Source organism: Tenacibaculum amylolyticum (assembly GCF_964511145.1).
GTDB classification, from domain to species: Bacteria; Bacteroidota; Bacteroidia; order Flavobacteriales; family Flavobacteriaceae; genus Polaribacter; species Polaribacter amylolyticum.
The window spans coordinates 413,305-430,878 of the sequence record NZ_CAZEFZ010000026.1; the positions used below are offsets into that span (position 1 = coordinate 413,305).

19 protein-coding genes are annotated in these 17,574 nt (G+C 30.8%); 12 read left to right on the forward strand and 7 right to left on the reverse strand.

The genetic code is table 11. The features are described from left to right. Nucleotides 1-57 precede the first annotated feature (57 nt). Nucleotides 58-1,272, forward strand: coding sequence for an RsmB/NOP family class I SAM-dependent RNA methyltransferase (locus tag ACKTTC_RS10165; RefSeq protein ID WP_408039709.1), 1,215 nt, complete (start codon nt 58-60; stop codon nt 1,270-1,272). A 2-nt stretch (nt 1,273-1,274) separates the two neighbouring features. Then, on the forward strand, nt 1,275-2,333 hold the full coding sequence (locus ACKTTC_RS10170) for an endonuclease (RefSeq protein ID WP_408039710.1): 1,059 nt from the start codon (nt 1,275-1,277) through the stop codon (nt 2,331-2,333). A gap of 180 nt (nt 2,334-2,513) precedes the next feature. Here ACKTTC_RS10170 and ACKTTC_RS10175 read toward each other — a convergent pair whose 3' ends face one another. Genes ACKTTC_RS10175 through ACKTTC_RS10185 form a run of 3 tightly spaced genes read right to left on the reverse strand, consistent with a single transcriptional unit; the run spans nt 2,514 to nt 5,117 of the window. After that, nucleotides 2,514-2,912: an acyl-CoA thioesterase gene (locus ACKTTC_RS10175; RefSeq protein ID WP_408039711.1), complete on the reverse strand. Its 399-nt coding sequence runs from the start codon at nt 2,910-2,912 to the stop codon at nt 2,514-2,516. Continuing rightward, nucleotides 2,912-3,091: a CPXCG motif-containing cysteine-rich protein gene (locus ACKTTC_RS10180; protein ID WP_408039712.1), complete on the reverse strand. Its 180-nt coding sequence runs from the start codon at nt 3,089-3,091 to the stop codon at nt 2,912-2,914. Before ACKTTC_RS10180 ends, ACKTTC_RS10175 begins: the two co-directional genes overlap by 1 nt. 4 nt (nt 3,092-3,095) lie before the next feature. Then, complete coding sequence (locus ACKTTC_RS10185; protein WP_408039713.1) at nt 3,096-5,117, reverse strand: VWA domain-containing protein; 2,022 nt, start codon at nt 5,115-5,117, stop codon at nt 3,096-3,098. 136 nt (nt 5,118-5,253) lie between these two features. Between ACKTTC_RS10185 and ACKTTC_RS10190 the strand changes: the two genes are divergently transcribed. After that, nucleotides 5,254-5,598 (forward strand): hypothetical protein, encoded by a 345-nt coding sequence (locus ACKTTC_RS10190; RefSeq protein WP_408039714.1) that lies wholly within the window; start codon nt 5,254-5,256, stop codon nt 5,596-5,598. On the opposite strand, the gene ACKTTC_RS10195 is transcribed toward ACKTTC_RS10190, so the two are convergent. Then, nucleotides 5,590-5,985, reverse strand: a complete 396-nt coding sequence (locus ACKTTC_RS10195; protein WP_408039715.1) for a group III truncated hemoglobin — start codon at nt 5,983-5,985, stop codon at nt 5,590-5,592. The two genes, ACKTTC_RS10190 and ACKTTC_RS10195, sit on opposite strands and share 9 nt — an antisense overlap. Before the next feature lie 69 nt (nt 5,986-6,054). On the opposite strand from ACKTTC_RS10195, the gene ACKTTC_RS10200 reads away from it, so the two are divergent. From ACKTTC_RS10200 to ACKTTC_RS10225, 6 genes are all read left to right on the forward strand, one after another. Next, nucleotides 6,055-6,651: a Crp/Fnr family transcriptional regulator gene (locus tag ACKTTC_RS10200; RefSeq protein WP_408039716.1), complete on the forward strand. Its 597-nt coding sequence runs from the start codon at nt 6,055-6,057 to the stop codon at nt 6,649-6,651. Nucleotides 6,652-6,722: 71 nt separating this feature from the next. Further along, complete coding sequence (purB, locus tag ACKTTC_RS10205) at nt 6,723-8,066, forward strand: adenylosuccinate lyase (protein ID WP_408039717.1); 1,344 nt, start codon at nt 6,723-6,725, stop codon at nt 8,064-8,066. Further along, nucleotides 8,066-8,494, forward strand: coding sequence for a hypothetical protein (locus tag ACKTTC_RS10210; protein WP_408039718.1), 429 nt, complete (start codon nt 8,066-8,068; stop codon nt 8,492-8,494). The genes purB and ACKTTC_RS10210 overlap by 1 nt, the downstream gene beginning before the upstream one ends. Nucleotides 8,495-8,589: 95 nt before the next feature. Continuing rightward, nucleotides 8,590-8,901: a hypothetical protein gene (locus ACKTTC_RS10215; RefSeq protein ID WP_408039719.1), complete on the forward strand. Its 312-nt coding sequence runs from the start codon at nt 8,590-8,592 to the stop codon at nt 8,899-8,901. A gap of 37 nt (nt 8,902-8,938) precedes the next feature. Further along, nucleotides 8,939-11,335, forward strand: a complete 2,397-nt coding sequence (locus ACKTTC_RS10220; protein ID WP_408039720.1) for a TonB-dependent receptor — start codon at nt 8,939-8,941, stop codon at nt 11,333-11,335. Between the two features lie 34 nt (nt 11,336-11,369). Then, nucleotides 11,370-11,954 (forward strand): type 1 periplasmic binding fold superfamily protein, encoded by a 585-nt coding sequence (locus tag ACKTTC_RS10225; RefSeq protein WP_408039721.1) that lies wholly within the window; start codon nt 11,370-11,372, stop codon nt 11,952-11,954. 54 nt (nt 11,955-12,008) lie between these two features. Here ACKTTC_RS10225 and ACKTTC_RS10230 read toward each other — a convergent pair whose 3' ends face one another. Next, nucleotides 12,009-13,319: an MFS transporter gene (locus ACKTTC_RS10230; RefSeq protein WP_408039722.1), complete on the reverse strand. Its 1,311-nt coding sequence runs from the start codon at nt 13,317-13,319 to the stop codon at nt 12,009-12,011. Nucleotides 13,320-13,378: 59 nt separating this feature from the next. Continuing rightward, on the reverse strand, nt 13,379-14,209 hold the full coding sequence (locus ACKTTC_RS10235) for a M48 family metallopeptidase (RefSeq protein WP_408039723.1): 831 nt from the start codon (nt 14,207-14,209) through the stop codon (nt 13,379-13,381). Between the two features lie 119 nt (nt 14,210-14,328). On the opposite strand from ACKTTC_RS10235, the gene ACKTTC_RS10240 reads away from it, so the two are divergent. The 3 genes from ACKTTC_RS10240 to ACKTTC_RS10250 are packed head-to-tail and all read left to right on the forward strand — an operon-like array spanning nt 14,329 to nt 16,270. Further along, nucleotides 14,329-15,204 carry an alpha/beta hydrolase gene (locus ACKTTC_RS10240; protein ID WP_408039724.1) on the forward strand — a complete coding sequence of 292 codons (876 nt, stop codon included), beginning with the start codon at nt 14,329-14,331 and terminating at the stop codon, nt 15,202-15,204. Further along, nucleotides 15,201-15,680 (forward strand): peptide-methionine (R)-S-oxide reductase MsrB, encoded by a 480-nt coding sequence (gene msrB, locus ACKTTC_RS10245; RefSeq protein WP_408039725.1) that lies wholly within the window; start codon nt 15,201-15,203, stop codon nt 15,678-15,680. The genes ACKTTC_RS10240 and msrB overlap by 4 nt, the downstream gene beginning before the upstream one ends. 35 nt (nt 15,681-15,715) lie before the next feature. Beyond that, the gene (locus tag ACKTTC_RS10250; protein ID WP_408039726.1) at nt 15,716-16,270 is read left to right on the forward strand and encodes a DUF1572 domain-containing protein; all 555 of its coding nucleotides are present in this window, start codon (nt 15,716-15,718) and stop codon (nt 16,268-16,270) included. Nucleotides 16,271-16,275: 5 nt separating this feature from the next. Here ACKTTC_RS10250 and ACKTTC_RS10255 read toward each other — a convergent pair whose 3' ends face one another. After that, the gene (locus ACKTTC_RS10255; RefSeq protein WP_408039727.1) at nt 16,276-17,271 is read right to left on the reverse strand and encodes a LacI family DNA-binding transcriptional regulator; all 996 of its coding nucleotides are present in this window, start codon (nt 17,269-17,271) and stop codon (nt 16,276-16,278) included. Between the last annotated feature and the right edge of the window lie 303 nt (nt 17,272-17,574).

The following is a 17,574-nucleotide window of genomic DNA, read 5'->3' on the forward strand; positions in this document are numbered from 1 at the left end:
AACGAAAATACAAAAAGCCAATAAATCGTAGTATCTTTGCCCTCTTAAATATTACGAATGAGGTTACATAGAAACTTAGTTTTTGCTGTTATAGATAGTCTTAGAGACATCTTTAATGAAGGAGTGTATGCAGATAAAGCTGTAGAAACAGCTTTACGTAGAGATAAAAGATGGGGTGCTCGCGATCGTAAGTTTGTTGCTGAAACTATTTATGAAATTGTACGTTGGAAACGTTTATATGCTGAAATAGCAAATGTAAAAGAGCCATTTTCTAGACAAGATTTATGGCGCTTATTTTCTGTATGGTGTGTTTTACGTGGTATTCAATTACCAGACTGGAATCAAATTGAACCAACTCCAACACGTCGTATTAAAGGAAAATTCGATGAGCTATCAAAAATTAGAAAGTTTAGAGAATCTATTCCCGATTGGATTGACAATATAGGTGTAGCTGAATTAGGAGAAGCAGCTTGGACCAAAGAAATAGCTTCCTTAAATAAACAAGCTGAAGTTATTTTACGCACCAATACATTGAATACTACTAAAGAACAGTTACAAAAAAAGCTGAAAACTGAAGGTATTGATACTGAATTCATACAAGGATACCCAGATGCTTTAAAGTTAGTAGAGCGTGCCAATGTTTTTAAAACAGAAAGCTTTAAAAAAGGATTATTTGAAGTGCAAGATGCTTCCTCTCAATTGGTAGCTGATTATTTACAAGTAGCTCCTGGAATGAAAGTGGTAGACACTTGTGCTGGTGCTGGTGGTAAAACGTTACACTTAGCTTCTTTAATGCAAAATAAAGGGCAAATTGTTGCTATGGATATCTATGAAAGTAAACTTAAAAAACTAAAAGTTAGAGCACGTAGAAATAATGTGCATAACATAGATACTAAAGTAATAGATTCTACAAAACCTATTAAAAAACTATACAACAAAGCTGATAGAGTTTTAATTGACGCGCCTTGTTCTGGTTTAGGTGTTATTCGTAGAAATCCAGATAGTAAATGGAAATTACAACCTGAATTTTTAGATAATATTAGAAATGTACAGCAAGATGTTTTACAAAATTATTCTAAAATGGTGAAGCCTGGAGGAAAGTTAGTATATGCCACTTGTTCTGTGCTTCCTTCTGAAAATCAGGATCAAATTAAAACTTTTTTAGCATCAGAATCAGGAAAAGGCTTTACTTTTGTATCTGATAAAAAGGTCTTATCGAGTGTTTCTGGTTTTGATGGATTTTATATGGCTCTTTTAGAAAAAACCAACTAAATATGATTAAAAAACTACTTTCCATATATTTAATTGCTGGTTCATTATTCATATCGGCACAACAAAGCTATTATAACGATGTTGACTTGACTAAGTCTGGCATTGCGTTAAAAGATGAGTTAGCTACAAAAATTACAGCGACACATACGAACTTTTTAAGTTATACTCCTGGTGTTTGGGAAGCCTCTAAAGCTACCGACTTTAATCCAGATAATGCTAATGAAGTATTATTAATATACGGTTATAGTGATTCTGGTCAAACAGCAAGAACTAGAGGCATTAACGATAATGGAGGAGCAAGTAATGACTGGAATAGAGAACACGTTTTCCCTAGAAGTTTAGGAGATCCAAACTTAGGAAGAGTTGGTCCGGGTGCAGATGCACATCATTTACGACCTGCTGATCCAGCCCAAAATAGCGACAGAAGTAATTTTCCTTTTGCAGAAAGTGAAGGTTTAACTACTTCTGGTAAAGTTAATGATGGCTGGTTTCCTGGTGATGAATGGAAAGGAGATGTAGCTCGTATGATGATGTATATGTATGTACGTTATGGAGATCAATGCTTACCTTCTACTGTTGGTGTTGGAAGTAAATTAAATACACCAGATGAAATGATTGATTTATTTTTAAAGTGGAATGCAGAAGATCCTGTTTCTCAGTTTGAAGATAACCGTAATACTTATCATGGAAATACAGCTAATGCATATGCACAAGGAAATAGAAATCCATTTATAGACAATCCAAACTTAGCTACGCAAATTTGGGGGGGACCAGCTGCTGAAGATAGATGGGCTACTGCTAGTGTAAATGATGTAACAGCTTTAAGCAAAGTATTAATTTACCCTAATCCTTCTTTTTCAGGAAATATAACTATTAAGGGAAATCCTGAAGCTGTTTCTCGTATTCGAATTTTTTCAATTTTAGGAAAAGAAATATACACCAAATCAAATCCAGAATTTAAGTCTCAAGAGTTTAAAATTACTGGTTTAAAAAGCGGTATTTATTTACTACAACTTTCTAATAAAAATAAAAGCATTACTAAGAAATTAGTAATTCGTTAAACATAGAAAAAGCTCGAGAAGATACTTCTCGAGCTTTATTCAATCAACTATCAAAAACTAACTAATCACTAACTTACTGAAAGTAATTTGTCTATAAGACGCTGGATTTACTTTCCTGTTACGCTTAAGAAAGTCAATTAACTTTTTTTTAAGACTTTTTAACTTCTTCTAATATCAAAATTATTGATCAGTACTTCCTAATCTATCTTTTACATATTCTATTTTTGTTTTTCCATGTGGAATAGGATTTCCTTGATCATCTAGACTTACCATAATAATTTTATCTATAGTAATAATATCTTTTCGTGTTAGTTTATTTCTCACTTTACAGTTTAACGTAATTGAGGTTCTTCCAAATTTTACAACATCAATACCTATTTCAATTATATCTCCTTCCCTAGCAGAACTTACAAAATCTATTTCAGACATAAATTTGGTAACGGTTTTAGGAATCTCTAATTGAATGATAGCATATAAAGCTAATTCTTCATCAATCCATTGTAATAATCTTCCTCCAAATAATGTTTTATTTGGATTTAAATCTTCTGGTTTTACCCATTTTCTTGTATGAAATCTCATTATTGCTCTATGTTTTTTACTTCAAAATTAACTAGTTCGTTATTTACAAATACAGTAGTTATTTGTATAGGATTACAACAAATCTCACAGTCTTCTATATATGTTTCGGAAGTACTTTTATCTAATAACATAGATATTTCTTCCCAACAATACGGGCATTGAAAAAAATGTTCTAACATCATATTATATTTTACCAAGATATTTGCGTAGAAACCATTCTATAGTTAGTAAAGATATTACAAGAAACAAAATCCATTTCCAATGAATTAAATCTTCTTCTTTTTCTATAGATTTTTGGATGGTAACGTATGCATCATTCTTAATTAAATCTTGAATAAATTCATCTTGTTGGTTAGGATAATACATTTTTCCCTCAGAAGAATTCGCAATTGATGCTAACTTCTTTGTGTTCGCATATGAAAATTGTTCTTCAATTTGAAAATCTGCTACTTTAAATTTACCTTTCTTTTGTATTGGTTGACCTTCTACAGTAATATGATAATTATATTCCCCTGGTGATAAGCCTTCAATTTTAACTTGATAAGAATTATTTATCAGCGAAAACGGAATAACCTTTTCTTCTTTTGTTTCATTATTTATTAATGAAATTTGGATAGAAGCTCTATTATCAAATTTAAAATTACTATCTAAATACAGCGCTGAAATAGTAATAGGTTCGTTAGCCAAGTATAGATTCTCAATTTTAACATCTAAACGTTTACGTTGTTCATTAGAAGATAAAAATTGCACCAAGTTATTTACAAATTCATCAAAAACTTCAAAGGAGCTTTCTTTTATATAGCTAGAAGCTCTCCACTTCCAAATTCCTTCGCCTAATAACATTCCATACTTACGTTCTCCTTTTTCAATAGTAGCTAAAAGAGGTTCATTAGTGGTTATATTTTGCAGCTTTTGAAATAATAATGTTTGATTTCCTTCTGCGTCTACTGCTCCAAATTTGTCTTTTAAAGGCGGGAAACTATTAAAACCTATGTTTTCTTGTATAAATGTTAAATAATTAGGATTGTAGCTTGCATTATAATTTTCTGACTGATTGATATATGATTTACGAATTCCTAAGTTTAGCGAATTGATAAAATTCCAATCTGTCTTTGTTCCAGTTACGATTAAAAAATTCGCTGTTCTCTTTTCTAAGAACGACTTAAAATAAAAGGTTGGTTGGTAAAAAATCACGAATTGATACTCTTCTAAATCTCCTTTAAAAGAATTTATTTGGGCAATTGTAACTTTCCTTTGTTTATTACTTTCAATTGCATTTTTAAAAGCTCCTAAATCTGGGTGAAGAATCGATGATAAAATCAATACTTTACTTTGTTCATCTATTACTTCTACCGAAAAACTTTTGGTATTATTTCTTGTGTTTTTTTCGTTTGGAAGTTGACTAATACTTGCTGAGTAATAATCTATCCCTTCTTTATCTGAAAGTAGATTTGTTAAAATCGTTACCGACTTTTTTTCTTTAGACAACTCTATCTTCTTTGTAAAAACCTTTTTTCCTGATTTATAAATGGTAAACGTTGGCGAAATTTCTTTATCTCCGTCGTAATACACAAAAGCTTCTACTGGAAATTTATTATTTAAATAACTGTATTTATTTACATTTAATTGAGAGATTTTAATATCATCGTATTTAACAGTTCCTCCAATTACAATAGGATAAATTGGTTGCTTTGAATTTATATATTCATAATCTTCTCCAATTGTTTGGTTTCCATCAGAAATTAATATCATCGGTGCAATTTCATCTTTAAAAAGACTATTTACAGACTTAATTGCTTTGTTAATATTCGTATGAGAATCGTTGAATTGTAAGCTATCTGCTGAAGTTAAATCAATATCTTTTCCAAATTCAAAAAAGTTTACATCAAACTTATCATTTAACTTATTAGATCCTTTAAACCTTCTAACTAATTCTAAAACTCTATCTTTTTCTTTAAAAAACGTTGTAGATAAAGAATTATCTACCAAAACAGATAATTTAGGTTTAATGTTCTCAGTTTTTTGAAGCTTTACTTTAGGATTAATAAATAACAATAGCAACAAAAAAATACTTATTGCTCGTAAACTGAATAATAATATATGATTTTTAGGAGTGTTCTTTACTTTAAAAAAGTATTGAAAATATGCAATAACAACACTAAATAGTATTGCTAGAATGATATATAGAAGTGTAAGTGTTGGCACACGCAAATATTTTAAATGTGAATATATAAAGAACCTTAAAAATAGTTCTACTATTTAACTTGTTTTTTCTCAAACATGATCAAAATCATAAAATAATAACGCTATCAAAAATAACTTTGTGGTAAAATTAATACTTATGATCACAACAAAAAACACCACGCTAGATAATGTAACTTATACTAAAAAAAGTACTGTTTTTGATTTGATAAATAATAAAATTCAAAAAGAGCAAGAAAACAGTCTTGGTATTACAATTTTATTAATTATGGTAAGTACAATGATTGCTTCAGTATCTGTAGGGCTTGCTATTCACGGTGAGATATCTGTAGGAATTTTAATTTTTTCTGCTGTTACAGCAATGGGAACCAATGCAACGGCCTTTGGACAAGGTCCGTTTAAATACATTGTTTGGGCAGCAATTATTAGTATTATAGGGAATACTATTTTAAGCTTGTACCAAATCTTATTACTGCTACTTTAATTTAGCATCATATAACTTAAAGAAGAGCATAGAAGCAATGTTTCGTGCTCTTTCTTTAGCTTGATTTGCTTTTTCTCCAATAAAAAGTTCATCTATGGTAAAAAACCATAAAAACAACCATTGTCCAAAATGTTCTTGGCCAATCTTAAAATTGAAATTTCTATCTACATCTCGATGCGCTTTAATTGGATTTCCTTTAAACTTTCTTACAAAAAACAAATTGGTTTCCCAGAAATCTGTGAGCTTTTCTATATGATCGTCCCATTCACTTTCTGGAATTGTTTTAGTAAAAAATTCTCCTATAGTTTCGTCCCTTTTTATCTTTTCATAAAAAGTAGATACTAATAAAAAAACATCAGCCCTATCTTGTATTTCTTTTTTATGCATTCTAATGCCAATTTAACACTGTAAAAGTATACCTTTAATTCAATTTTACTTTATGACCATAATCATATTATGATACCTGTAGATATTTTACTAAAATTTAACGCTATTAAAAAGGAGTTTAAAAAAGATGAAATCATTTTTTCTGAAAATAATATTGCTCGTAATTACTATCAAATAGATAGCGGTATTGTAAAAATGAATAATTATAACGATGATGGTAAAGAATTCATTCAAGGTGTTTTCTATAAAGGACAATGTTTTGGAGAACCTCCTTTATTTATAGATGTTAATTATCCTGCGAATGCAGTTACTTTGGCAGATAGCTCCATATACATACTTCCTAAGCAACAATTATTTGAACTGCTTGAAATACATAGTGATATTCATTTAGAAATTACTAAAAACTTAGCTAAAAGATTATACTATAAAGCAATTATTGCTTCAGAAATCTCTAGTCAAGAACCTGCGCATAGAATTTTGCGTTTCTTCGATTATTTAAAGAATGATGTATATAAAGTATCTGGTAAATTCAGTTTAAAAATTGACTATACGCGTCAACAAATCTCAGATATTTTAGGGCTACGTGTAGAAACTGTTATTAGAACTATTAAACAACTTGAAAAACAAGGAGCTGTTAAAATTGAAAAACGAAAAGTATACCGATAAATTCCTATGAAAATATCTGAAAAATACTCTTAGGTTTTTCTATTTTTGTTGTTTCAACACAACAAACACATATGAGTTTAACAACATTAAACGCAATCTCTCCTATTGATGGAAGATATAGGAGTAAAGTAGATCAATTAACCAACTACTTTTCGGAAGAAGCTTTAATAAAATACAGAGTTAAGGTAGAAATAGAGTATTTTATAGCACTATGCGAAATCCCGCTTCCTCAGCTAGCTAGTATCGATAAAAATATCTATACTGATTTACGAAAAATTTACACCAATTTTACTACTGAAGACGCACTAAAAGTAAAAGAAATAGAAAGCGTTACTAATCATGATGTAAAAGCAGTAGAGTATTTCATTAAAGAACAATTTGATGCTTTACAGTTATCTGAACACAAAGAATTCATTCATTTTGGATTGACTTCTCAAGATATAAATAATACAGCAATCCCTTTATCTATTAAAGATGCTATAGAGGAAGTGTATTTTCCTACTTTAGATAGTTTAACTTCTAAACTAGCCGATCTTTCAGAAGAATGGGAAAATGTTCCTATGTTAGCGCGCACTCATGGACAACCAGCCTCTCCTACCCGATTAGGAAAAGAGTTATTTGTTTTTGTAGAACGTATCAATCAGCAAGTATTATTTTTACAACATATTCCTAATGCTGCTAAGTTTGGAGGAGCTACTGGAAATTACAATGCACACAAAGTTGCCTATCCAAATATAGATTGGAAATCTTTTGGAACTTCATTTGTGGAAGAAGCGTTAGATTTACATCATTCATTTCCTACTACTCAAATAGAGCACTACGATCATATGGCTAGTTTGTTTGATGCAATGAAACGTATCAATACAATTTTAATAGATTTAGATAGAGACATCTGGACGTATGTTTCTATGGATTATTTTAAGCAAAAAATTAAAAAAGGCGAAGTTGGCTCTTCTGCTATGCCTCATAAAGTAAATCCTATAGACTTTGAAAACTCTGAAGGAAATTTAGGTATTGCCAATGCTATTTTTGAACATTTAGCAGGAAAGCTACCTGTTTCGAGAATGCAACGAGATTTAACAGATAGTACTGTTTTAAGAAATATAGGAGTTCCTTTTGGTCATACCATGATTGCTTTTAAAGCAACGTTAAAAGGTTTAAATAAACTATTATTAAACAAAGAGAAGTTCGAGCAAGATTTAGAAAATAATTGGGCTGTTGCTGCTGAAGCTATTCAAACCATTTTACGTAGAGAAGGATATCCTAATCCGTATGAAGCTTTAAAAGGATTAACACGTACAAACGAAAAAATAACACAGCAATCTATTGCTAATTTTATAGATACACTAGAAGTATCTAATGAAATAAAAGACGAATTAAAACAAATTACACCATCTAATTATACAGGTATTTAATGAAACAAATCTTTTTTTTATCAACTATATTAATGTTTTTGGTTTCCTGTAGTGTACAAACTTCAGGAGACCCAAAACGTTTTAAGCAAGGAACTTTTGAAATTCCAGCTGCAGACAATTACAGTAAAACAATTATTGTACGAAAAGATAGTTTGCAAATAGAATATTATACAAAACATGTAACAGTTTCTACAGATACTAGTGTAGTTGAGAAAGATATTGAACGAATTGATACACTCTATATCGATTGGAAGAACAACTTTGCTTATACTTTACGTATGAAAAGTCCAAAAACAGACTTAGATAAAGACCCTATCTTCGTTCAAATAACCAAAGTAACAGATTCTTCTTACGATTTTACTTCTAGAATAGGATATTCTAAATTCAAACCTAAAGGAACTGTATACATAAGCAATCAAACTCGTTAAATAATTATTAATAAAAATCAATTATTATTGAAAAAACAGCATTAAAGTTGTATTTCTTAAATAATTCTTTTTATTTTGCAGGCTGAATGAAATTAATGCAGAGATACATATCAATTATTGTACTGGTGCTTTTACTAGCACCTTCTTTAGTACAATTGAGTCATGTAATTCATGAAGAACATGAGGGACATGAAGTTTGTATTTCTAAAGATGAGCAACACTTTCATGAATATGAATTAGATTGTGATACTTGTACTTTTCATTTAAATAATTTCACAGTAAATACGTTAACCATTATTCCTTTAGTTACGTTTACGGAAATTACATCGCCAAAAGGCTTTTTTTATTCATTTAAAAACACTTCAACAACCTCTTTTCATTTAAGAGGACCTCCTGCGTCAGTTTAATTATTTAACCAAGATAATTTAAACTCTAAAAATCATAATGAAATCAAATCACCGTATTTTGGTTTTATTACTAAGTTTTTATACAACTTTAGTAATAAGTCAAAATTGTACACACACTTTTTCGGGAATCGTAGAAGATTTTCACGATAAATCGGCTATAGTAGGCGCTACTGTTTACTTAAAAAATTTAAACAAATACGCTGTAACAGACATAGATGGAAAATTTAAAATACCAAACCTTTGTTCTGGAACTATAGAAGTTGAAGTTTCACACATATCATGTGAGACAAAAATTTTCAAATTCGATCTTACGAAAGATATTTATAAAGTAATTGATCTTGAACACCATATAGAAGAGCTTGACGAAATTAGCGTAAAAGCAGCTACTGGTATAAAAACTAAAACATCTCAAGAAACTTTGTTAAAAACTAACACACTTGAAAACTTTAGCGATGCTAGTCTTGGAGACGCTCTAAAAGAGGTTTCCGGAGTTTCTTCTATTAATACAGGAAGTGCAATTGTAAAGCCTGTTATTAACGGATTACACAGTAGTAGGGTACTGACATCTGTTAATGGAGTTAGGTTACAAGATCAAGATTGGGGTATAGAACACGCACCTAATGTAGATATTAATGCTGCAGGTAGTATCTCTGTTATTAAAGGAGCTAGCGCTCTAGAATACGGAGGAGATGCTATTGGAGGAGTAATTGTTATAAACCCATCTAAAATTATTCGAAAAGACACATTAATGGGAAAAACAATTGTTTCTCAACAAAATAATGGTAGACTTTTCTCTATAAATACAAATCTTAGTAAAACTTACGAAAAAGGTTGGTTTATTAACGGACAGGCATCTTTTAAAAGATCTGGTGACTTTATGGCTCCAGACTATAATCTTACGAATACAGGAATAAAGTCTTATGGTTTCTCTTTAAATGGAGGCTTTAAGAATTTTAATAAAGGTTTTGATATTTACTATAGCTATTTATCCAATGAACTTGGGATTTTAAGGGCTTCCCACATTGGTACAGCCGGAGATCTGGTTAGAGCTATTAATAGCGGAATACCTTTAGTAGTAGAAGATTTTAGTTATGCGATTAACAACCCAAAACAAGATGTAACTCACCAATTACTAAAAGCCAAAATGTACAAGCGCCTTAAAGGTGTAGGTAAATTTTCAATTCAATATGATTTTCAGCACAACAGAAGGTTAGAATTTGATATAAGACGCGGAGGAAGAAGTGGTATAGCTGCGGCCGATTTAGCATTAACAACGCATTCGGTTACAGCAGATATAAAACTAGATTCTGATCCGGACAATATCTATAAATTTGGGATTTCTGGTGGATACCAAAATAACTTCCCTAGGCTTACTGGAGTGCGTAGAATTATACCAGACTATGACAAATTCAATACAGGGATTTACGCAATTTCTGAATTTAGGTTTAATGGTTTTCTTTTGTCAGCTGGTATTCGCTACGACTTTAATCATATAAATGCAAAAAAGTTTTACTTAAAATCTAGATGGAATTCACTAAATTATGATCAAGATTTTAGTAATATTATTATAGAAGACACTGGAACTCAATACTTAGTTAACCCCAAATTTAACTATCATAATGTATCAGCCTCAACTGGTTTATTATACGAATTGGATTCCAAAAATTCTTTTATCGTTAACTATGGTTTATCCAATAGAGCACCCAATCCATCGGAGCTATTTAGCGAGGGTTTGCATCATGCAGCTGCGAGGATTGAGCTAGGGAATTTGCGTATCCAACCAGAAACATCCCATAGATTTTCTGGAACTTATAAATATACAAATTCTAAATTTAATGTTTCTGTTGAAGCATTTTTCAATCACATCAAAGATTTTATTTATTTAGAACCTACGGGAACTGAAACAACTCTAAGAGGAACTTTTGTGGTATGGGCTTATCAACAAGTAAATGCGAATCTTTTTGGTATAGATACCAATGTTTCATTTGACGTTATAGATAACCTAACTATTGCTAACAAATCGTCTTTATTAAAAGGAAGAGATGCTAGCAACAATAGACCTTTAATAGACATACCCCCATTTAAAACAGTAAGTAGTATTACATACGAGAAAAAAAGCTGGAATAATTTTTATGCATCGTTGCAAAGCGAGTTTAATGCAAGACAAAATGAGTACCCTGATAATAATTTTACAACTTTTGTTCCTTCTACAAACTCTAATGAGCTTGTAGATATAAGCACTCCTCCAAACGCATATCACTTATTGAATTTCTCTACTGGTTTAGACTTTAACTTGTCTAACACTACCATTGGAATTAATTTTTCAATAGATAACATGCTAAATACTTCGTATAGAAATTATTTAAACAGACTTCGTTTTTTCGCTGACGATTTAGGACGAAATTTCAAATTACAAATCAAAATAAATTATTAACGAAAACCATAATCCTTAAATTTTTAAAACAATTATGAAATCAATTAAATTATTAGCAATTTTATTTATCGCTGCAATTACATTTTCATCTTGTTCTGATGATGAAACTCCAGCTCCAGTAAATGAAGAGGAAGTAATTACCACAATGGTTGTTACTTTAACTCCTGCAGGAGGTGGGAATGCAATTACATTAACTAGTAAAGACTTAGATGGTGATGGACCAAATGCACCAGTGCTTACATACTCTCCAGATCCAGCTACTTTAACTATGGGAGCAACTTATAATGGAAGTATCCAATTATGGAATGAAACTGAAGATCCTGCTGAAAATGTAAATGATGAAATTGTTGCTGAAGCTGATGATCACCAATTCTTCTACAGTGCTTCTACTATTGCTGCTAACTTTGCTTATGCTGGAGCTAACGATTCTAATGGAAACCCTGTAGGAATTAATTTCACAGTTACTCCAACATCTGCTGGTACTGGTACAATGACTTTTATCTTAAGACATGAGCCAAACAAAGCTGGTGCTAACGTAAGTACAGGAGATATTACAAATGCTGGTGGTGAAACTGATATTGAAGTTTCTTTCGCTGTTACAGTAAATCAACCACTTTAATATTTTATATATTTTTATTTTTACGAGAAAAGAGCTTCTTAAGAAGCTCTTTTTTTATGATACATATTTTGTTCTTTTCAAGGTATTTAAAACCAATAAAGACGCTAAGAAAAAGATTGCTAAAGACAATACACTCCATTGCATAGAATCTGTTACTGCATTTAAAAATCCATACACTAAAGTTCCCATAACAATTGCTATTTTTTCTGTTACATCGTAAAAACTGAAGTATGTTGCATGATCTTCTGTTTCTGGTAATAACTTAGAATAAGTAGAACGTGTTAACGATTGTACTGCTCCAAGTACAAAACCTAACAAACCTCCTAGACTATAAAAATAATATCCAACATTTGGAATTCCTTTATGTAATGAAAAAGCTCCAAAACAAACCAACATCCATATAAGAATTGTAATTTTCAAAGCTTTAAAGTTTCCATATTTTTCAGAAAGCTTAGAGAAAAATTTTGCTCCTACAATTGCTACTATTTGAATTAACAATATCGTTACAATCATATCTGTACTTTCCAATTCTAACTCGGTAGTACCAAAAAAGGCTGCCATGATAATAATGGTTTGTACTCCAACGCTTAATAAGAAAAATGCCACTAAAAAACCTTTTAATGTAGGATATTGTTTAATCTCTTTAAATACATTTTTTAGCTCTTGATATCCTTTCCAAAAGTAATTCTCTTCAGGTTTAGCATGTGATGCGTTTTTAGGTAACTTTCTTAACGTAAACTGTGCAAAGCCAACCCACCATAATCCAACTAATACAAACGACAATCTAGAAGCATAACCTGATGATTCTAGTCCAAAAAGAGTTGGTTTCATAATTAAAACTAAACTAATTAGTAATAAAATCACAGAACCTATATATCCGTAAATAAACCCTTTTGCACTGGCACTATCTTGTTGTTCTGGTAAAGCAACTTCAGGTAAATAAGCATTATAAAAAACAATACTAGACCAAAAACCAATACTAGCGAAAATAGATGCCCAAATTCCAATCCATGTGGTATCAGAATCTTTAAAAAAATACAAGCTCATAACTGCTAAGCTACCAAACGTACAGAAAAAACTTAAAAACTTCTTTTTACTTCCTGTATAGTCTGCAATACCCGATAAAATTGGAGACATAAAAGCCACTATCAAAAATGAAAATGACATCGCATAGCTATACAGACTTTCTGGGTGTTCCCAGTCTATTCCTAGAAATCGTACAATCTTCCCTCCTGTTACACCGCTAAAGTATATTGGGAAAATTGCAGTACTTATTACTAAAGAGTATACAGAATTGGCCCAATCGTAAAAAGCCCAACTGTTTATTAATTTCTTATCTCCTATTTTAAGTGTATTGCTTTTCATAAAAAAACCGTTCTTTAATTAGAAAGAACGGTTTGCAATATACTTAAAAACTATTTTCTTTACGATTTTGTTGCTCTAGCTTGACTATTAAATTTTGCTGCTAATCGTTTAGCCTCTGGCAAATAATTTCTTAACTCAACAATTCTCGATTCGTTTGATGGATGTGTGCTTAAAAATTCTGGTGGAGCTTTTCTTCCACTTTTCTTGGCATCTTCACTCATACGCTTCCATACATTTACTGCTTCTTCTCCATTATAACCTGCCATTATCATAAATACTAATCCTAATTTATCTGCTTCTGTTTCATGAGTTCTACTAAATTTTAGCATTCCTAATTGAGAACCTACACCGTATGCCATATTCCATAACTGTGAATTCTTGTTTTTTGCAGTTCCTAAAGCAACGGCTGCGCCTCCTACTTGCTGTATTTGTGCAGAAGACATACGCTCTTGACCATGTTTTGCAAAAGCATGTGCTACTTCATGTCCCATAACAGATGCAACACCATCTGTATTTTTACAGATCGGCATTATTCCTGTGTAGAAAACCACTTTCCCTCCAGGCATACACCAAGCATTAATAGTTTTATCATTAATTAAGTTAAATTCCCATTTATAAGCATCAGCTTCTTTTGCCATACCATTAGCTCTCATAAATCGATCTACTGCTCCAGCTATATTCTTACCTACAGCTCTCAATTCTTTTGCCTGTGGTGTATTTGTAATAATCTTACTTTTATTCTCTTTCAAAAAACCATCATACTGCTTAAAACTTGTTGGTAAAATCTGAGCGTCACTCACAAAATTGATACGCTTTCTTCCTGTAATTGGCACTGTACTACAATCTACCAAAAACACTGAAATGGTAATAAGGGCTATTAATTTTCTCATGGTTTTCTTTCTTTTATTACTTCTATACTTATTATAAGACCAATTCAACGGAAAAAAGTCACTTCTATTATATTTTAAAATTACAAATTCTATCTTTACAATGAAAATTTAAATCTTTTATGATTCAGACAAGTCAAGATAGATTAGTACCTGCAAGTATTGCAATTCCTAAAGTAATTCAAAATGTAGCTAAAGTAATTCAGTTTTTTTCCAATAAATTAGCAACATTATTTTCTGTAAAACTCTTCTCTACTCCTGTTAAATTTCCAATACCAGAAAGAGAAAAAACCATGTGGAAAAGTGCTCAAAAAAGCCGTTTAATGCTCCCTGATCTTCAGCAAGAAATAGAAATACTTACATATGGATTTTCTAAAAAGAAAGTACTTTTAGTACATGGATGGTGTGGGAGAAGTACACAACTTTTTATGATTGCAGATAAGTTACTTGAAAATGGATATATGGTCATTTCTTTTGATGCTCCTGCGCATGGAAATTCCGATGGAAAAAATGCTTCTATGCCTGATTTTATTGATTCTATCCAAGCTATTAACAGAAAATTTGGTCCGTTTGATGCAGCAGTAGGGCATTCTCTTGGAGGAATGAGTTTATACAGTGCAATTGCTGAAGGATTTGAAGTAAAATCTGTTGTGAGTATTGGTTCTGGAGATACGATTTCTGGTGTAATGCAAAACTTTATTAAAAACTTAAGTTTGCAACCTAAAATTGCTCAAAAATTAAAAAAATACTACGATAAAAAACACCAAATAGATATAGATATCTATTCTAGCTCTGTGCAGGCTAAAAAAGTAAAAATCCCTGCATTAGTAATACATGATTCTTTAGATGGAGATGTTCCTGTAAGTTGTGCGTATCGCATACGTCAAAATCTAGAGAAGGGTTCTATTTTAATTACAAAAGGATTTGGACATACTAAAATTCTTCGTGATAAAAATTTAACTGCAAGAATTGTATCATTTATAAAAAACAACGAATGAAAAATCTAATTTTAGTTGCTATCTTAGGTTTATTTGTATGCTGTAAATCTACAGCACAAGATAAAAAGTCTGCAAAAAAATATAAAGTTGAAAAGACTACTGAAGAATGGAAAAAAGCATTAACTCCAATGCAATATTATGTATTAAGAGAAGCAGGAACTGAACGTCCTAACTCTAGTAAATATACTTACCTTAAAGATAAAGGTACTTTTGCTTGTGCAGCGTGTGATACTCCATTATATAAATCGGATAGAAAGTTTAACTCTGGAACAGGCTGGCCTTCTTTTGATAAAGCTATTGAAGAAAATATAGAAACAGATACTGATTATAAAATTGGATATGCTAGAACTGAATTAAAGTGTAATACTTGTGGCGGACACTTAGGACATCGATTTAATGATGGCCCGAGAGAAACTACTGGAATGCGAGATTGTATTAACGGTGTGGCACTTAAATTTGTTCCTGAACAAAAATAATGTAATTTAGAGTTGAATTTTTCAACTCTTTTTTTATGTCTAATTCTTACCTAAACAGTGTTCGAAAACAATTTACCTACTACAAAGAATTAGGTGACAAAACTTTTGCACAACTTTCAGAAGAACAGCTCTTTCTTTCTCTAAATAATGAAAGTAATAGTATTGCTATTATTGTTAAACACATGGCGGGAAATATGCTTTCAAGATGGACCAATTTCCTTACGGAAGACGGTGAGAAAGAGTGGCGTAATAGAGACGCTGAATTTATAAACTCATTCAGAACAAAACAAGAGGTTTTAGATTATTGGAACAAAGGCTGGAATTGTTTATTTACCGCATTAAATCCTTTAACATCTGATGATTTAGAAACCATTATTTACATTAGAAATCATGGGCATACTGTAGTAGAAGCTATTAACAGACAATTATGTCATTACTCTTATCATGTTGGCCAAATTGTTTCTTTAGCAAAGCTTATTTTAGATGCTAAATGGCAATCTTTATCTATTCCAAAAGGAACTTCTAAACAATATAATGCTGAAAAATTTTCAAAAGAAAAAACGCGTAAGCATTTTACAGATGATTTATAATTTAATTATCTCTTAGTAGTAGCCCTTTCTCTTAATGTAGAATCGATGATGCGTACTTCTGAGTTTTTCTGTGGTTTCTCCAATTTGTTTAGCATTAATTTTGCAGCTGTTCTTCCTACTTTTTTTCCGTGCTGATCTATTGTTGTTAGACTTGGAGTAAGGTGCTCCGAAATCGTTTTCCCTGCATATCCTATTAAAGATAATTTTCCTTCTTCTAATAAGTTCTCCTTCTTCCCTACTCTAAATGAAGCTAAAGTTGCTTCTTCATCTAATGCTATTATAGCATCAATTCCTTTTTCTTTTAATGAACTATGTAACGATTTTTCTACTTGATCTTCAGAACCATCAATAATTATAGGTAATTGAAAATTCGTAACTCCATCTACATATCCTTTAGTTCTTAATTTCCCTACACTTAAATTATTAATTGTAGAAACTAAAGCTATATTCTTTTTCCCTTTAAACTGCAACTCTTTAACTGCTTTTAAAACTGCTTCATAATCATCTACTAATACTTTATCACAATTAATCGAATTCTCTACTCTATCAAACATTAACAAATGTACATCGTCTTGAAGAGCTATTAAATGAGAAAAGTCTTGACGAATTTGTGTTTCTTCAGAAACAGATATAATGATACCATCTACTAAACCATTTACAAGTGTTTCTACTGCTTTTACTTCTTTTTCGAAAGATTCATTGGTTACACTAATAATTACATTATAATCAGTACCAGCAATAACACTTTCTATACCTCTTAATGCTCTTGCTAAAAAGAAGTTTTTAATACTAGGTAAAATAACTCCAATAGTGTTTGTTTTACCAGATTTAAGATTTAAAGCAGCTCTATTTGGTTTATAGTTATGTAATTTAGCAGCCTCTTCTACTTTCTTTTTAGTTGCTTCGCTAATTTCATGACTATCATTTAATGCTTTTGAAACTGTAGATGCTGAAACACCTAATATTTTTGCTAATTCCTTAAGTGTGATACTTTTTTTCATTCATCAAAAAATTAGTTGAACCTCTTTTAATTTGTTAGTTTTTAATATGTGTATTAAATACAGAAGCAAAATATAATAAGTCTTTTTATTTACAAAAGTTTTTTATGCTTCTATTATGTTCCCTTTGTAATGTAAATGTATTAATAATACTAGTATTTTTATTCATAATGAATAATTATATTTTATAAAATTAGAAGTAATCTAGTTCATATTTAATAGAAATTAAACTCAAATACTGCAATAGTATTATCCTTTCTTTTTTATTTTAAATAGTATGAGTTAATGCTAACTATTCCCTATTTC

Excerpts from the sequence above, each read along its gene's own strand:
- ACKTTC_RS10220 (WP_408039720.1), top strand. The coding sequence starts at position 8,939 with ATGAAATCAAATCACCGTATTTTGGTTTTATTACTAAGTTTTTATACA.
- ACKTTC_RS10235 (WP_408039723.1), bottom strand. The coding sequence starts at position 14,209 with ATGAGAAAATTAATAGCCCTTATTACCATTTCAGTGTTTTTGGTAGAT.
- ACKTTC_RS10230 (WP_408039722.1), bottom strand. The coding sequence starts at position 13,319 with ATGAAAAGCAATACACTTAAAATAGGAGATAAGAAATTAATAAACAGT.
- ACKTTC_RS10210 (WP_408039718.1), top strand. The coding sequence starts at position 8,066 with ATGAAACAAATCTTTTTTTTATCAACTATATTAATGTTTTTGGTTTCC.
- msrB (WP_408039725.1), top strand. The coding sequence starts at position 15,201 with ATGAAAAATCTAATTTTAGTTGCTATCTTAGGTTTATTTGTATGCTGT.
- ACKTTC_RS10190 (WP_408039714.1), top strand. The coding sequence starts at position 5,254 with ATGATCACAACAAAAAACACCACGCTAGATAATGTAACTTATACTAAA.
- ACKTTC_RS10225 (WP_408039721.1), top strand. The coding sequence starts at position 11,370 with ATGAAATCAATTAAATTATTAGCAATTTTATTTATCGCTGCAATTACA.
- ACKTTC_RS10200 (WP_408039716.1), top strand. The coding sequence starts at position 6,055 with ATGATACCTGTAGATATTTTACTAAAATTTAACGCTATTAAAAAGGAG.
- ACKTTC_RS10175 (WP_408039711.1), bottom strand. The coding sequence starts at position 2,912 with ATGAGATTTCATACAAGAAAATGGGTAAAACCAGAAGATTTAAATCCA.
- ACKTTC_RS10250 (WP_408039726.1), top strand. The coding sequence starts at position 15,716 with ATGTCTAATTCTTACCTAAACAGTGTTCGAAAACAATTTACCTACTAC.
- ACKTTC_RS10240 (WP_408039724.1), top strand. The coding sequence starts at position 14,329 with ATGATTCAGACAAGTCAAGATAGATTAGTACCTGCAAGTATTGCAATT.
- ACKTTC_RS10215 (WP_408039719.1), top strand. The coding sequence starts at position 8,590 with ATGCAGAGATACATATCAATTATTGTACTGGTGCTTTTACTAGCACCT.
- ACKTTC_RS10165 (WP_408039709.1), top strand. The coding sequence starts at position 58 with ATGAGGTTACATAGAAACTTAGTTTTTGCTGTTATAGATAGTCTTAGA.
- ACKTTC_RS10180 (WP_408039712.1), bottom strand. The coding sequence starts at position 3,091 with ATGTTAGAACATTTTTTTCAATGCCCGTATTGTTGGGAAGAAATATCT.
- ACKTTC_RS10170 (WP_408039710.1), top strand. The coding sequence starts at position 1,275 with ATGATTAAAAAACTACTTTCCATATATTTAATTGCTGGTTCATTATTC.
- ACKTTC_RS10195 (WP_408039715.1), bottom strand. The coding sequence starts at position 5,985 with ATGCATAAAAAAGAAATACAAGATAGGGCTGATGTTTTTTTATTAGTA.
- purB (WP_408039717.1), top strand. The coding sequence starts at position 6,723 with ATGAGTTTAACAACATTAAACGCAATCTCTCCTATTGATGGAAGATAT.
- ACKTTC_RS10255 (WP_408039727.1), bottom strand. The coding sequence starts at position 17,271 with ATGAAAAAAAGTATCACACTTAAGGAATTAGCAAAAATATTAGGTGTT.